14 protein-coding genes and 1 pseudogene are annotated in these 14,791 nt (G+C 35.2%); 12 read left to right on the forward strand and 3 right to left on the reverse strand.

What is annotated here, in order from left to right; all coding sequences use genetic code 11:
* Nucleotides 1-246: 246 nt before the first annotated feature.
* On the forward strand, nucleotides 247-930 hold the full coding sequence (hda, locus tag J3U35_RS07410) for a DnaA inactivator Hda (protein ID WP_081299048.1): 684 nt from the start codon (nucleotides 247-249) through the stop codon (nucleotides 928-930).
* Between the two features lies 1 nt (nucleotide 931).
* The gene (locus J3U35_RS07415) at nucleotides 932-1,711 is read left to right on the forward strand and encodes a Cof-type HAD-IIB family hydrolase (RefSeq protein WP_267351170.1); all 780 of its coding nucleotides are present in this window, start codon (nucleotides 932-934) and stop codon (nucleotides 1,709-1,711) included.
* Between the two features lie 6 nt (nucleotides 1,712-1,717).
* On the opposite strand, the gene J3U35_RS07420 is transcribed toward J3U35_RS07415, so the two are convergent.
* The 3 genes from J3U35_RS07420 to tusB all read right to left on the reverse strand — a co-directional run bounded on the left by J3U35_RS07420 (nucleotide 1,718) and on the right by tusB (nucleotide 3,808).
* Entirely contained in the window at nucleotides 1,718-2,824 is a 1,107-nt protein-coding gene (locus J3U35_RS07420; RefSeq protein ID WP_267360533.1) for an anhydro-N-acetylmuramic acid kinase, read from the reverse strand.
* Between the two features lie 4 nt (nucleotides 2,825-2,828).
* On the reverse strand, nucleotides 2,829-3,392 hold the full coding sequence (locus J3U35_RS07425; protein ID WP_267360534.1) for a Sua5/YciO/YrdC/YwlC family protein: 564 nt from the start codon (nucleotides 3,390-3,392) through the stop codon (nucleotides 2,829-2,831).
* Between the two features lie 134 nt (nucleotides 3,393-3,526).
* Nucleotides 3,527-3,808 (reverse strand): sulfurtransferase complex subunit TusB, encoded by a 282-nt coding sequence (gene tusB / locus J3U35_RS07430; RefSeq protein ID WP_065558459.1) that lies wholly within the window; start codon nucleotides 3,806-3,808, stop codon nucleotides 3,527-3,529.
* 133 nt (nucleotides 3,809-3,941) lie between these two features.
* Between tusB and tsaE the strand changes: the two genes are divergently transcribed.
* The 10 genes and pseudogenes from tsaE to purT all read left to right on the forward strand — a co-directional run bounded on the left by tsaE (nucleotide 3,942) and on the right by purT (nucleotide 14,583).
* The gene (gene tsaE / locus J3U35_RS07435; protein ID WP_267360535.1) at nucleotides 3,942-4,427 is read left to right on the forward strand and encodes a tRNA (adenosine(37)-N6)-threonylcarbamoyltransferase complex ATPase subunit type 1 TsaE; all 486 of its coding nucleotides are present in this window, start codon (nucleotides 3,942-3,944) and stop codon (nucleotides 4,425-4,427) included.
* Nucleotides 4,428-4,468: 41 nt separating this feature from the next.
* Nucleotides 4,469-5,173 (forward strand): annotated as a pseudogene (locus J3U35_RS07440) (N-acetylmuramoyl-L-alanine amidase); the annotation flags it as partial.
* A 20-nt stretch (nucleotides 5,174-5,193) separates the two neighbouring features.
* Complete coding sequence (gene mutL / locus J3U35_RS07445; RefSeq protein WP_267360536.1) at nucleotides 5,194-7,065, forward strand: DNA mismatch repair endonuclease MutL; 1,872 nt, start codon at nucleotides 5,194-5,196, stop codon at nucleotides 7,063-7,065.
* Nucleotides 7,062-7,970, forward strand: coding sequence for a tRNA (adenosine(37)-N6)-dimethylallyltransferase MiaA (gene miaA, locus J3U35_RS07450; protein WP_267360538.1), 909 nt, complete (start codon nucleotides 7,062-7,064; stop codon nucleotides 7,968-7,970). Before mutL ends, miaA begins: the two co-directional genes overlap by 4 nt.
* Nucleotides 7,971-8,262: 292 nt before the next feature.
* Nucleotides 8,263-8,508 carry an RNA chaperone Hfq gene (gene hfq / locus J3U35_RS07455; RefSeq protein ID WP_220216206.1) on the forward strand — a complete coding sequence of 82 codons (246 nt, stop codon included), beginning with the start codon at nucleotides 8,263-8,265 and terminating at the stop codon, nucleotides 8,506-8,508.
* 21 nt (nucleotides 8,509-8,529) lie between these two features.
* The gene (gene hflX, locus J3U35_RS07460; protein ID WP_267360540.1) at nucleotides 8,530-9,825 is read left to right on the forward strand and encodes a ribosome rescue GTPase HflX; all 1,296 of its coding nucleotides are present in this window, start codon (nucleotides 8,530-8,532) and stop codon (nucleotides 9,823-9,825) included.
* A 23-nt stretch (nucleotides 9,826-9,848) separates the two neighbouring features.
* Nucleotides 9,849-11,051, forward strand: a complete 1,203-nt coding sequence (gene hflK, locus J3U35_RS07465) for an FtsH protease activity modulator HflK (RefSeq protein ID WP_267360542.1) — start codon at nucleotides 9,849-9,851, stop codon at nucleotides 11,049-11,051.
* Nucleotides 11,052-11,061: 10 nt separating this feature from the next.
* Nucleotides 11,062-12,009, forward strand: a complete 948-nt coding sequence (gene hflC / locus J3U35_RS07470; RefSeq protein WP_267351185.1) for a protease modulator HflC — start codon at nucleotides 11,062-11,064, stop codon at nucleotides 12,007-12,009.
* Nucleotides 12,010-12,027: 18 nt separating this feature from the next.
* The gene (locus tag J3U35_RS07475) at nucleotides 12,028-13,326 is read left to right on the forward strand and encodes an adenylosuccinate synthase (protein WP_267351187.1); all 1,299 of its coding nucleotides are present in this window, start codon (nucleotides 12,028-12,030) and stop codon (nucleotides 13,324-13,326) included.
* A 75-nt stretch (nucleotides 13,327-13,401) separates the two neighbouring features.
* Nucleotides 13,402-14,583: a formate-dependent phosphoribosylglycinamide formyltransferase gene (purT, locus tag J3U35_RS07480; protein ID WP_267351189.1), complete on the forward strand. Its 1,182-nt coding sequence runs from the start codon at nucleotides 13,402-13,404 to the stop codon at nucleotides 14,581-14,583.
* The last annotated feature ends 208 nt before the right edge of the window (nucleotides 14,584-14,791 follow it).

Consider the following 14,791-nt stretch of genomic DNA (forward strand, 5'->3'; position numbering starts at 1 on the left):
AATAGCCTTATCACAGCTTATTACTTTCTTTTAGCACAGAGTTATCCACAAAAATATATTTTGATTGCTTATTTTTTGGTCTTTTTGTTGGCTGTTTTTTAATAGTTTACTGATAAAATATATCGAGGGTTTTTTGAATAACGATTTTTTATTTTTTTAAATTGTTCCTTTTTTATAAAATTCTTTTATTTTTACAAAAGCAAATTTATACTTAACTAGATTAATTTTTTAGTGTGAGGTTACTTTATTACTCTTTCACAATTACCGTTGCCTTTTTCATTACCAAATAGTGAAACTTTCGACAGTTTTTATATAGGTGATAATCAATTATTACTTGATTCATTGCAAACTTTATTGGTTAAGCAAGGTTTCAATGTATTTTATATGTGGTCGGCAAGTGCTGCTGGTCGTACTCATCTATTGCATGCCTCAAGTCAAAATAAACTGGCTAGTTATATTCCTTTAAAACAGTATTTCCACCTTGTTCCCGAAATTTTACAAGGGTTGGATAATTATGATTTAGTTTGTTTAGATGATATTGATGCTATTGCAGGCAATCGGGATTGGGAAGAAGCTATTTTTGATTTATTTAACCGTCTGACTGAAAAAAATATTAGTAAATTATTGATTACTGCCAGTGCACCCCCTAAACAGGTTTCTTTTATATTGCCTGATTTGGTATCACGACTTAGTTGGGGGCAAGTTTATCAATTAAAAGAATTAAGTGATGATGATAAGCTTAAGGCGTTACAACTACGAGCCCAATTAAGCGGTTTTGAATTATCGACTGAAGTTGGATTATTTTTATTAAAGCGTGTCCATCGTGATATGCGTACCCTGTTTTCTTTGTTAGAAAAGTTTGAAGTAGCAACATTAGCGGAACAACGTAAGTTAACGATTCCTTTTATTAAAAATATTTTGGATTTGTAATATGAGTAACAAGCCTGAAGCTATCGTTTTTTTTGATTTAGATGGGACTTTATTTAATAGTCAAATAGAGGTTTTAGCAAGTTCAGTTGAGGCAATAAGAAAGCTAAAGCAAAATAATATTATTCCAATGCTTGCAACAGGTCGTACACCTTGTGAAGTGACCGATTTAATGAAAAAATTGTCGATTGATTCTATTATCGGTATGAATGGGCAAATTGTTCTATATAAAGGCGAGAAAGTTTTTACGAATAATATCGATAAAGATTTAATCGCCAGAATGTATCAGTTTTCAAAACAGCAAATGAATATTCCTTTAGCTTTTTATAATGATGAAATAATGCGTATTTCTGAGTGTACTCAAGCCGCAAAAACGTTTTATCACTATCTTAAACAACCTATTCCCCCTGTTGATGATCTGCTTTATCTAAACGAACCGATTCAAATGATGTTATTGTTGTGCGAAGAAGGTGAATCTGTTTATCGTGATGCTTTTCCGGAATTAACGTTTATACGTAACACGCCATATTGCGTTGATGTTTTTAATCATGGTGGATCTAAAGGTAACGGTATTAATCAGTTATTGCAAAAAAAAGGATTCACTGATGTGCCAACTTACGCATTTGGTGATGGGATGAATGATTTTGAGATGTTTACAACCGTTAATCACCCGATAGCAATGGCTAATGCTGTGGACAAATTAAAAGAGCAAGCTGAATTTGTCACTGATTCCAATGATAATGATGGGATTGCAAAAGCCCTAAAAAAATTTGGTTTGATTTAAATATTGTTACTGATAAATCACCCCTAAAGATACAGCTTGGTTTGCACCAGTCACTTCTGGAATATTCGACGGAATATTATTAAGTCGACAATAGGCAAGCCAAGCGAATGCTATTGCTTCCATATCATCACTGTTTATTCCTTTTTCACTAGTAGTTAACACGTTCCAATTAGGCAATAACGCAGATAGTCTTTGCATGATAAGTGGATTTTTTGCGCCTCCACCACACACTAAAAGTTCACATGGCAATACTGTATTAATGGATAATTTTATTATTTCTTGAACGATAGATAATGCAGTTAATTCAACCAGTGTTGCTTGAATATCTTCAGATTTTAATGTGATACCTGTCAATTTTTGACGTAACCAAGATAGGTTAAACAGTTCTCGTCCTGTGCTTTTAGGGGCGGGTAATTGAAAATAATCTTCATTTAATAACTTATTGAGAAGTTTGGTATCATTCTTTCCTGTTTTTGCCCATTTAGCATCGTTATCATAATTTTTACCAAGACAAGCCTTTATCCAACCGTCAAGCAATACATTACCCGGTCCGGTATCGTAACCGATGACGGGCTGATGTGGAATAAGTACCGTGATATTGCTTATTCCACCAATATTTAATATCACACGATTAATTGATGGATTTTCAAGTTGTGATTTATGAAAAGCAGGCACTAAAGGTGCGCCTTGTCCACCATAAGCAATATCTTTTCGTCTAAAATCAGCGATGGTAGTAATGCCTGTTAGGGCGGCAATGATATTGGCATCGCCAATTTGCATCGTAAAAGGGTTTGCACCTAATGGTGAATGGTAAATAGTTTGTCCATGACATCCAATTGCTTTAATTTTATTACGTTCTATTTTATGGTGTGTTAAAAATTGATTCACATGATGGGCATAAACTAAGCCTAACTGATGATCCAGTTCACCTAAATCTTGTAATGAAGTCTGTTTGGTTTCACAAAGGGTCAGTAATTGTTGTTTTATATCATCTGGCAGCGAATAACATTTGCTGGCTATTGATTTAACTTTTCCTGCGGTAATATCAACTAACGCAATATCTACCCCATCCATGCTGGTACCTGACATAATACCAATATATAAATTGTGCATAATACTAACCTTGTCGTATGATTTGGCCGGTTTTTATATCCCTAATTTCAGAAGGTGAAGCCCTGTGTCCGGTTTCACCTTGTAAAATAGGAAACTGTTCACCAAATTGTAATGCAACTTCGTTTGCGGTAAAACAAGGCGGATAATTTGAAAGATTCGCACTTGTTGAAACTAAAGGTTTACCAAATAGGTTGCATAATGTACATACCAATGGATGATCAGTAACACGTACTGCAATCGAATCAAATTGTCCGGTTAAAAATTGTGGGGTATTTTTATTCTTAGGAAAAATCCAAGTAACCGCACCTGGCCAACTGGTAAGAGCTAACTGTTTTTGTTGATAGGTCAAGGCTAACTCATCGATGTAAGGAATAAGTTGATCATAATGGCTGGCAATGAGAATTAAACCTTTTTCAATGGGACGGCGTTTTAAATCAAGCAGTTTCATTACTGCGGTTTGACAATCAGGATCGCATCCTAATCCAAAAACGGATTCGGTTGGATAAGCAACAACTTCGCCTTTTTTTAGCAAGTCATCAATTTCTTTTATTGATAATAAATTTACCATTTACAGTTGGATATAGAATTATAGGATATGAAAATCATATTAAACCGAGGTGTATTGAATTGCAAATTGGCTCTGTCTATTGTGAAATATTGTTGATACAGGAAGTAAAAATCAAAGTTAACAAGGTTACTTGATTATTGCCAATTCATTTGAGGAAAATATTGAACGGTTAATTCAACCATCTGTTGCATATTAATGATATGCAATCTTTTATCAATAAACGGATCAAGTCCACGCGCTGTTATATCATTATCTAAAATATAACAATGTTGAGTTTTTTCTAAAATAGCATTAAGAACAGGAGTATTTTGTAACGCAACAAATACGCCATTTTGCCAAAATAAGACCGCATCTTGGGCACAGATAAGTTGTGGATCGATTATTGATTGGTTATCCGTTGAAATAGTATGTAGCATGTTTTTTCACTTATTATGTCAAGACATGATATTAAAGTTAAAATTTACTCAAAAATTGAGTTAATTTTGGTTAGTACATCTTTAAAGGTTATTAGTATATAATAACAACTATTTATTAAGCAAAATATCCGTTATGAAACCTATTATTTTAGCCGACGAACAACAAACCATCTTCTTTGGAAAGCAGTTAGCAAAGCATTGTTTAAGTTATTTATTGAATAATAATAGTACAATAGTCATTTATTTAATTGGTGAGCTTGGTGCTGGAAAAACAACATTTAGTCGTGGTTTTTTACAACAATTAGGGCATGTTGGTAATGTAAAAAGTCCAACTTATACCTTAGTAGAATCATATCAATTTGATGATTTTTCAGTTTATCATTTCGACTTATATAGGCTTTATGATCCAGAAGAACTTGAGTTTATGGGGATTCGTGAATATTTTGCTTCGCGATCTATTTCTTTAATAGAGTGGCCACAGCAAGCACAAGGTATTTTGCCAATTGCAGATATCGAAGTTCATTTAAACTATTTAAAACTTGAACGCACAGCGACTTTATTGGCAAAAACGGAAAAAGGTCAAGCTATTATTAATCAACTACACTTAGCGAATACATGATGAAAAAATTATTTACTTTTGTGATGTTATTGTTGCTTTGCAGTTCTGCTTATGCTGCTAAAGTGGTGATTGCTGTTGATGCAGGACATGGTGGCAAAGATTCAGGTGCGATAGGTAAAAATAAATTATATGAAAAGACCGTAACCCTTTCTATTGCTAAAAAACTGACAACTTTACTCAATAACGATCCAAAATTTAAAGGTGTATTAACTCGAACCAGTGATAATTTTATTTCGGTATCCAAACGTTCAGAGATTGCGCGTAATAGTAAAGCTAATTTGCTTATATCAATCCATGCTGATGCAGCGCCGAATCGTAGTGCTACTGGTGCTTCAGTGTGGGTATTATCAACTAAGCGAGCTGATACTGAACTTGGGCGTTGGATTGAGCAAGAGGAAAAACAGTCACAATTATTAGGTGGCGCAGGCGATGCACTGAGCGATGGTCATGATGCTCATTTAAGTCAAGCGGTACTCGATTTGCAATTTTCTTATTCACAACGTGTAGGCTATGAGTTAGCGACCCAAGTGTTAAAAGCGATGAACGGTACAATCAAATTGCATAAAAATAAACCTGAGCATGCAAGTTTAGGTGTATTGCGATCCCCAGATATTCCATCAATTTTAATTGAAGTTGGTTTTATATCAAATGTGGGGGAAGAAAAATTAATTGGTAGTAGTGCGCATCAAGATAAAATTGCCAAAGCAATTTATCTAGGTATAAAAAATTATGTAAAGCAAAATCCTAAGTTTGGAGAAAGACATTAATGGCTATTCATATTCTATCACCTCAGTTAGCAAATCAAATTGCAGCTGGCGAAGTGGTAGAGCGTCCGGCATCGGTTATTAAGGAATTAATTGAAAATAGTTTAGATGCTGGTAGTACGCAAATTGATATTGATTTGGAACAGGGTGGATGTAAATTAATCCGCGTTCGAGATAATGGTTGTGGAATTAATAAGAGTGAATTAGCCTTAGCGTTAGCTCGTCATGCAACAAGTAAAATTAATACTTTAGACGACTTGGAGGCGATTGTAAGTCTGGGATTTAGAGGAGAAGCGCTTGCTAGTATTAGTTCAGTTTCTCGATTAACGTTAACTTCTCGTACTGTTGAACAATCTGAAGCCTGGCAAGTTTATGCTGAAGGTCGTGATATGTCCCCCACCATTAAACCTGCAGCACATCCAGTGGGTTCAACAGTTGAAGTGTTGGATCTATTTTATAATACACCTGCTAGACGTCGCTTTTTGAAAACCGAAAAAACGGAATTTATGCATATTGAAGAGTTTATCAGACGTATTGCGTTGGCGCGTCCTGATGTGACATTTAACTTGCAACATAATGGTAAATTAGTTAAACAATATCGTGCATCTGAGTTAGATAAGCGCGTTGAATCAGTGTGTGGTCGTGCTTTCATTCAAAAAGCAGTAAAGTTAGATTGGCAACATGATGATTTGTTGATTCAAGGATGGGTTGCTAGTAATGAAGTTAGCGATCTACAATATTTTTATGTTAATGGGCGCGTAATTAAAGATAAATTACTCAATCATGCTTTACGACAAGCTTATGTAAACCGAACGAACGAACAACAAAGTTATGTTGTTTTTTTACAGCTTGATCCAAAGCAAGTTGATGTCAATGTTCATCCAGCTAAACATGAAGTTCGTTTTCATGAGGCTAGACTTGTTCATGATTTTGTTTATCAAGCTATTGTTATGGCACTGGAGTCGTCAGTTGAATCCACATTACCTTTAGAAGATAACCAAACTAAAATCGCTTTTACACCGAATAGACAAGCGGCGGGTGATAATATTTTCAATCGACAAACCAACCCGTTACCTTATTCTACGAATAAGCCATTTCCTCAAAAGATAACCAATAATGTAAAAGAAAATAATGCGCTGTACGGACAACTTGTTAATGTTGATGCTCAGCAAAACCGTCAGAATCAAGAGCAAAAACAACAGATTGATTTACCACAGGATCATCACATTACTGAACCACAAAAAGCGGTGATTGAAACTTTATTCCCGAAACGAACAACTCCTTTACAGTCATCATTACAACACCAATTTGATAGTTCATCATTAGTCCAATTTGGTCGAGTTTTAACTGTTATTCAACCTGATATTGCATTACTGGAAAAATATGAAGACAGTGAGCAAAAACTAATGTTAATGAAGCTACCTGTTGCAAAGCAAAAAGTGAATGCGATTAAATTATTATCGCAAGAATCTGAAAAATTACTGATTCCATTAACAATTTTAATTAATCGCAAAGAAGAGCAAGTTCTTACGCACTATAAAGCACAATTAACCTTTTTAGGCTTCGATTTTTATTTTGAAAAAGCAAAATTACATTTGCAAAACGTTCCTAAAATGTTACGTACGACAAATTGGCAACAGTTATTACCTGCTTTAATTTCTTTTTTATCTGCTGAAAATACAACTATCGATCCTACTCAAATTGCCAGTTGGTTAGCTATTGAATGCGAAGATAACAGTATGGTCAGTTGGAGTGTCGCTAACGTAATTCAATTGCTTGCTCAATTAGAACAGATAGATATTAAACTATTAAATCAAGAAACGTTTTTATACCCTATTGATATTCAAACTATTACGCAATCAATTTTATTATGAGTAAACCAAAAATTATTTCGTTAATGGGGCCAACTGCATCAGGTAAAACTGCCTTTGCTATGGCACTTTATGATCGTTATCCTATTGATATAATTAGTGTGGATTCTGCGCTTATTTATCGTGGGATGAATATTGGCACAGCAAAACCAACACAATCGGAATTACAAATATACCCTCATAAATTAATTGATATCTGTGATCCGTCTGAAAGTTATTCTGCTGCAAATTTTCGGTCTGATGCGATTTCAGCAATTGAAAACACCTTGAATAATGGTCGAATTCCACTATTAGTGGGGGGAACAATGCTCTATTTCAAAGCTTTAATTGAGGGACTTTCACCTCTGCCAGCAGCGAATAGTGAAATACGTCAGCAAATTGAAGAAAAAGCCAATAAATATGGTTGGCAGTCAATTCACGAAGAGTTAAAAAAAGTCGATCCCGTTTCGGCAAGTAGAATTCATCCTAATGATCCACAGCGTCTTAATCGTGCTTTGGAAGTTTATTTAATTTCCGGAAAAAGTTTAACTGAATTGACACAACATAGTGGAGAACTATTACCTTACGATATTATGCAATTTGCCATTATGCCACCAGATAGAGCGGAGTTGCATCAACGTATTGAACAACGTTTTTTACAAATGTTAGAACTTGGCTTTGAAGATGAAGTTAAACGATTAATGGAACGTGGAGATTTACATCCAAATTTACCTTCTATACGTTGTGTCGGTTATCGTCAAATGTGGGAATATTTAAGTGGTGAAATAAGTTATGATGAAATGGTCTTTAAAGGGATTTGTGCCACACGGCAATTAGCGAAAAGACAGATTACCTGGCTAAGGGGCTGGAAGCAACCAATCACATGGTTAAATGGGAATAATATGGATTCTGTTTTCCAAAATATATAATGATGTCAATTGTTTTAATTTTCTTTTTTAACCTTTTAAGTTAAAATAGAAAATTGCATTTTCTTAAAATTTTTTGGATAATTGTCAAGATTCGGTATAATTTTTGTATTTTTTAGTTTAAATACATTAAAATTTTAGTTATTTGTGCATTAATCGCTTTTCGTTAGTTTTATAGCGATGCTTTTTATGTTATTTTGATAATACAGAAGTATCTTATGTCGCATTAAATATTATTTTTTGCGTTTACAATTATTTTATCTTCATTATTATTTCATCTATAAAGGATAAACTCATGTCAAAAGGGCAGTCATTACAAGATCCTTATTTAAATTTGCTTCGTCGCGAGCATATTCCTGTCTCAATTTATTTAGTCAATGGGATCAAATTACAAGGTCAAATTGAATCATTCGATCAATTTGTTATTTTATTAAAGAATACGGTAAGCCAAATGGTTTACAAACATGCTATTTCAACAGTCGTACCATCAAGACCTATTTCAGGATTGGTATCTCAGCCTGAAGAGGAAACTGAAAGCTGATAATTTCAGTGGAGAGTTCGATTGTTTGAACGATATAAAGGTGGTGAATCCGCCTTATTAGTGCATGTGTTCTTTCCCCAAGAAAGCGATATTGAGGATCTTAAAGAGTTTGAAATATTAGTTTCTTCAGCTCAGATAGATATTCTCGATATCGTGACAACTTCAAGAAAGGCGCCTCAAGCCAAATATTTTATTGGCGAAGGTAAAGCAATTGAAATCGCTGAAAAAGTGAAAGAATTAGATGCCTCTGTTATTTTAGTCAATCATACCCTAACGCCTACCCAAGAACGAAACCTCGAAAAATTGTGTGAATGTCGTGTTATCGATAGAACTGGATTGATTCTTGATATTTTTGCACAACGTGCAAGAACCCATGAAGGAAAATTACAAGTTGAATTAGCTCAATTACAGTATTTATCAACACGTTTAGTTCGTGGTTGGACTCATCTTGAGCGACAAAAAGGGGGAATTGGGTTAAGAGGCCCAGGCGAAACTCAATTAGAAACCGATAGGCGATTAATTCGTCATCGTATTCAATTAATATTATCTAAACTTGCCAAAGTTGAAAAACAGCGCAATCAAAACAGACAATCTCGAAATAAAGCAGATATTCCGACTGTATCTTTAGTGGGTTATACTAATGCCGGTAAATCAACACTGTTTAACGCATTAACACAAGCGGATGTCTATGCCGCAGATCAGTTATTTGCAACACTTGATCCCACTTTACGCCGAATAGTTGTTGATGATGTAGGCGAAGTCGTGCTGGCTGACACGGTTGGTTTTATACGCCATTTACCGCATGATCTTATTGCTGCATTTAAAGCAACCTTGCTTGAAACTCAAGAAGCAGCCTTATTATTACACATTGTTGATGCCGCTGATCCCAACTTTTTAGATAACATGCAAGCGGTTGAAGAGGTTTTGTTGGAAATAGACGCTGATGAAATTCCAACACTATTAGTCATGAATAAAATTGATTTAATCGAAGATAAACAGCCAAGTATTGATCGTGATTCAAATGGTGTACCAATTCGTGTTTGGATTTCTGCTGAAAATGGTTTAGGATTAGATCTCTTATTTACGGCATTAACAGAAAGACTTGCTAGGCAAATTCAAGTTTGCCAATTAAACTTACCAATTCATTTAGCAAAACTAAGAAGCCGTTTATATCAGCTAAATGCAGTTGAACACGAAGTAATTAATAGCGATGGTAGCTTCCATTTAGATGTAAGAATGCCTGCAATTGAATGGAACCGTTTGTGTAAACAAGAGCCAGATCTGTTATACTTTATCAATACGCAAAATAACAACTAATTGTTTAATGGAGCAAATAAAATATGGCGTGGAATCAGCCCGGCAATAACGGACAAGATAACGATCCATGGGGTAATAATAACAAAAAACCATCTAACTTACCTGGCGGTTTTTTTGATAAAATTAATGACCTCTTAAAAAAAGGTAATTCAGGCAACAATGGCGGATCTTCGGCTAATAAATTCCCGCTAAGTGTCATTATTGTTGTCATACTTATCATTTTACTCCTTATCTGGGGGGCAAGTGGTTTTTACACCATAAATCAAAGCCAACGTGGTGTAATTACTCGTTTTGGTCAAGTTCAACCTGAAATTATTCAACCCGGATTAAATTGGAGAATACCATTAGTAGACAAAGTTTATCCTGTTGATACTCAAGGTACTAAAAATTTCAATGTAAAAGGATTTATCGTCACGACAGGTGAAAACCTAGTGTTTGTTGAGATGAACGTACAATATCGTATTAATAATCCTTTAAAATATTTATTTAATGTCACAAATGTAGAAGATAGTCTGCGACAAGCGGCTGATAGTGCACTTAGAACCGCTGTCGGTAGTTCAAATATTGACGCAATTATTTCTGATGGACGCTCTGTACTTGAAAGTAGTACTAAAGATGAATTGGTCAATGTGATTACGCATTATGATATGGGTATAAATATTGTTGATTTGAACTTTCAGGTAGCGCGTCCACCAGATGAAGTTCAAGATGCTTATGATGATGCTATCCGTGCTCAAGGTGATAGTGAGCGTGAAATTAAAAAGGCTGAAGCAGATAAAGTCCAAATCGTACAACAAGCAGAAGGTCGCTCAGCGAGAATTTTGGCCGATGCTAATGCTTATAAAGTACGTGTTGAACTTGAAGCTGCGGGTGATGTTGCACGCTTTGAAAAAATCCTACCTCAATATAAAGCAGCACCTGAAATCACTAAAGAACGTTTGTATATTGAAACCATGGAAAGAGTATTAACCAAAACCAATAAAGTTATTGTTAATGATAAAAGTGGTAACATTATGGTATTACCATTAGAAAAGTTATTTCAAAATAAAGAAATGACAAATTCTAATTCACCAACATCATCAAGTATCACGAGTGATTATAATTTTAATGTGTCTTCTGAAGCTGTAAAAAATCAGTCTCAAACGGCATCTGAATCACCAAAAACAAATAACAGTAGTAATAACTCAAACAGCGTAAGAAATACTACGCGGACTATGGGACGTTAAGGAGAAAAATATGAGAAAATTATTAATTCCTATAGTTTTAATATTAATTGGTGTATATATTTCAAGCGTTTATGTTATTGAAGAAGGTACACGAGGTGTTGTTTTAAGATTCAATAAAATCATTGGATTATCTGAACCTGGTTTACATTTTAAAATCCCGGGCATGGATACAGTTAAAGTAATTGATGCTAAAATTCAAACGACTAATAGCTCTAATAACAATAAAGAACAACGATTTTTTAATGTGCAAAAGAAAGAATTAATCGTCGACTATTTTGTGCAATGGAAAATTATTGATTTCAATCGTTATTATGAAACAGTCGCTGGTGGTAATAATGTCGAAGATTTATTATTAGCAAGACTAAACGGTCGTTTACGTGCTGAGATTGGTAAATTAAGTAATAAAGATATTATCAATGATTCTAATGCGGATACACAATCTCGTAATTCTTTGATGAATCGTGTTAAAGATGCGCTAAATGGTGGTGTTCAAGAAGTAACTGAAAATGTATCATCGGATGAACATAAAGAAATAGAAAGTAATAAAACAAGCTTACGTGCATTTGGTGTTGAAGTTATCGATGTGCGAATTAAGCAAATTAACTTTCCTGCTGAAGTTTCAGGCTCTATCTATGCCAGAATGCGAGCTGAACGTGAAGTTATTGCACGAGATAAACGTTTTGAAGGTGTAAGAAAAGCCGAAGAGACTCGAGCAGAAGCGACATTACAAGAAACAAAAATACTTTCGGAAGCTGAACGTCAATCACGTGCGATTCGTGGTGAAGGTGATGCCATTGCAGCTAAACTTTATGCGGATGCTTTTGGTAAAGACAGAGAATTTTTTAGTTTTATTCGAAGTTTAAAAGCTTATGAACAAAGTTTTTCTGGTAATGATGTAATGGTCATTAGTCCAGATAGTGAATTTTTTCAATACATGAAATTAAAATCTAATAACTAACAGAATGAGTAAAAGTCTATGAGTAATAATGTTGTTGTGTTAGGAACACAATGGGGTGATGAAGGCAAAGGTAAAGTTGTTGATTTACTCACAGAAAAAGCAAAATATGTTGTCCGTTATCAAGGTGGACATAATGCAGGACATACATTAGTCATTAATGGTGAGAAAACAGTATTACATCTTATTCCTTCAGGAATATTACGTAATGATGTTATTAGTATCATTGCCAATGGAGTTGTACTTTGTCCTGATGCTTTAATGAAAGAGATGAAAGAGTTAGAAAATAAAGGTATTCCGGTCAAAGAAAGATTACTCATTTCAGAATCATGTCCTTTGATTTTGCCTTATCATATTGCACTGGATCAAGCTCGTGAAAAAGCCCGTGGTAGTAAAGCGATTGGGACAACAGGTCGTGGGATTGGTCCGGCATATGAAGATAAAGTAGCTCGTCGTGGTCTTCGTGTCGGTGATTTACGTGATCGCCAAGCATTTGCAGAAAAATTGAAAGAAGTGATGGAATATCACAACTTCCAATTAGTCAACTATTACAAAGCAGAAGCGGTTGACTACCAAAAAGTGCTAAATGATACATTAGCGATTGCTGATATTTTAATTGCCATGATAGCTGATATTCCTGCACTACTAGAAGAAGCTCGCAAAAAAGGCGAAAGAATTATGTTTGAAGGTGCACAAGGTACATTACTTGATATTGATCATGGTACTTACCCTTTTGTGACTTCATCAAATACTACTGCTGGTGGGGTAGCAACGGGTTCTGGTTTCGGACCTCGTTATGTCGGTTATGTTTTGGGAATTGTAAAAGCTTATTCTACTCGTGTTGGCGCGGGCCCTTTTCCAACCGAACTTTTCGATGAAGTTGGCGAATATCTTTGTAAACAAGGGAATGAATTTGGTGCTACAACAGGACGCCGTCGCCGTACAGGATGGCTTGATGCGGTCGCTGTTAGAAAAGCAGTGCAACTTAATTCAGTTTCAGGTTTCTGTTTAACTAAACTTGATGTATTAGACGGATTAAAAGAAGTTAAAATCTGTGTGGGTTATCAATTACCTAATGGCGATGTGATTAAAAACGCCCCAGCTTCGGCTGAAGAGTGGAGCTTAGTTAAACCTGTTTATGAGTCGATGTCTGGTTGGAGCGAGTCAACTTTTGGTATTAAAAGCTATGATGCTTTGCCACAAGCAGCAAAAGCTTATATTAAAAGGATTGAAGAATTAACCGAGACGCCAATTGATATTATTTCAACTGGCCCTGATCGAAGTGAAACCATGATTCTACGTGATCCATACCAAGCCTAATAATAAATTAATCAAAATCGGGAAATTATCCCGATTTTTTGTTTCTGCAAATAAATAATTGTGGTTGAGGAAAGTATGTCTAAAATAGGAACGCCATTATCGGTAACGGCGACAAAAGTCTTAATTTGTGGTGCAGGCGAACTGGCTAAAGAGGTTGTTATTGAATTACAGCGGTTTGGTTGTGAGGTGATTGCCGTTGATCGTTATGCTAACGCACCTGCAATGCAAGTTGCGCATCGTTACTATATTATCGACATGTTAAATGGTCATGAGCTAAAAAGCGTAATTGAAAAAGAAAAACCAGATTATATCGTGCCAGAAATTGAAGCCATTGCAACAGATACATTAGTAGAATTAGAACAACAAGGTTTTACTGTTATCCCTACCGCAAAAGCAACGCAATTAACGATGGATCGAGAAGGGATTCGTTGTTTAGCCGCTGAAAAATTAAAATTACCGACTTCTCCTTATCGATTTGCGACAAATTTTATAGAGTTTGAAAAAGCCGTTAATGAAATTGGTTTTCCTTGTTTGGTTAAACCTGTGATGAGCTCTTCAGGTAAAGGACAATCTTTAATACATAACAATAATGATCTTGAATCAGCTTGGCGATATGCTCAAGAAGGCGGACGAGCGGGCGGTGGAAAAGTTATCATTGAAGGTTTTATCGATTTTGATTATGAAATTACCTTATTAACAGTAAGACATATTGATGGCGTATCTTATTGTGAACCGATTGGGCATCGACAAGAAAATGGTGATTATCGTGAATCCTGGCAACCACAACATATGTCTGACCAAGCGCTAAATTTGTCAAAAGAGATTGCATCAAAAATAACGGAAGCGCTAGGAGGTAGAGGATTATTTGGGGTTGAGTTATTTGTAAAAGGTGATCAAGTATGGTTCAGTGAAGTTTCACCTCGTCCTCATGATACCGGAATGGTGACTTTAATATCACAAAATCTTTCCGAATTTTCGTTACATGCAAGAGCTATCTTAGGGTTGCCTATTCCAACGATTGAACAATATGGGGCAAGTGCGTCCGCTGTAATAATGGTAGACGGTGACTCAAATCAAGTTTCTTTTATTCATTTAGCCCAAGCACTACGCGTTGAACAGACCGATTTACGTCTGTTTGGTAAACCTGAGGTTAAAGGGGTAAGAAGAATGGGGGTTGCATTAGCAAGAGCAAATAATATAAACGATGCGATAGATAAAGCTAAACAGGTTACAAATCAGATAAAATTTATACTATAACGCCTTGTTTTGAATAAAAAGCAATCACTCAACCCAAAAATAATAAAAAAACCAAAATAAGGGTTGACGACATCAAGTGAAGTGAGTAACATACGCAACCCTTGAGACAGCAAACTAAATCAACAAAACTTGATGAGGTAAAAAAAGCTGTCAGCTCTTTAAAAAGAAGAAACAGACAATCTGTGTGGGCACTTGCGAGACGAAAGAA

It is taken from the genome of Gilliamella sp. B2717, from assembly GCF_026536675.1.
Classification (GTDB): Bacteria; Pseudomonadota; Gammaproteobacteria; order Enterobacterales; family Orbaceae; genus Gilliamella; species Gilliamella apicola_I.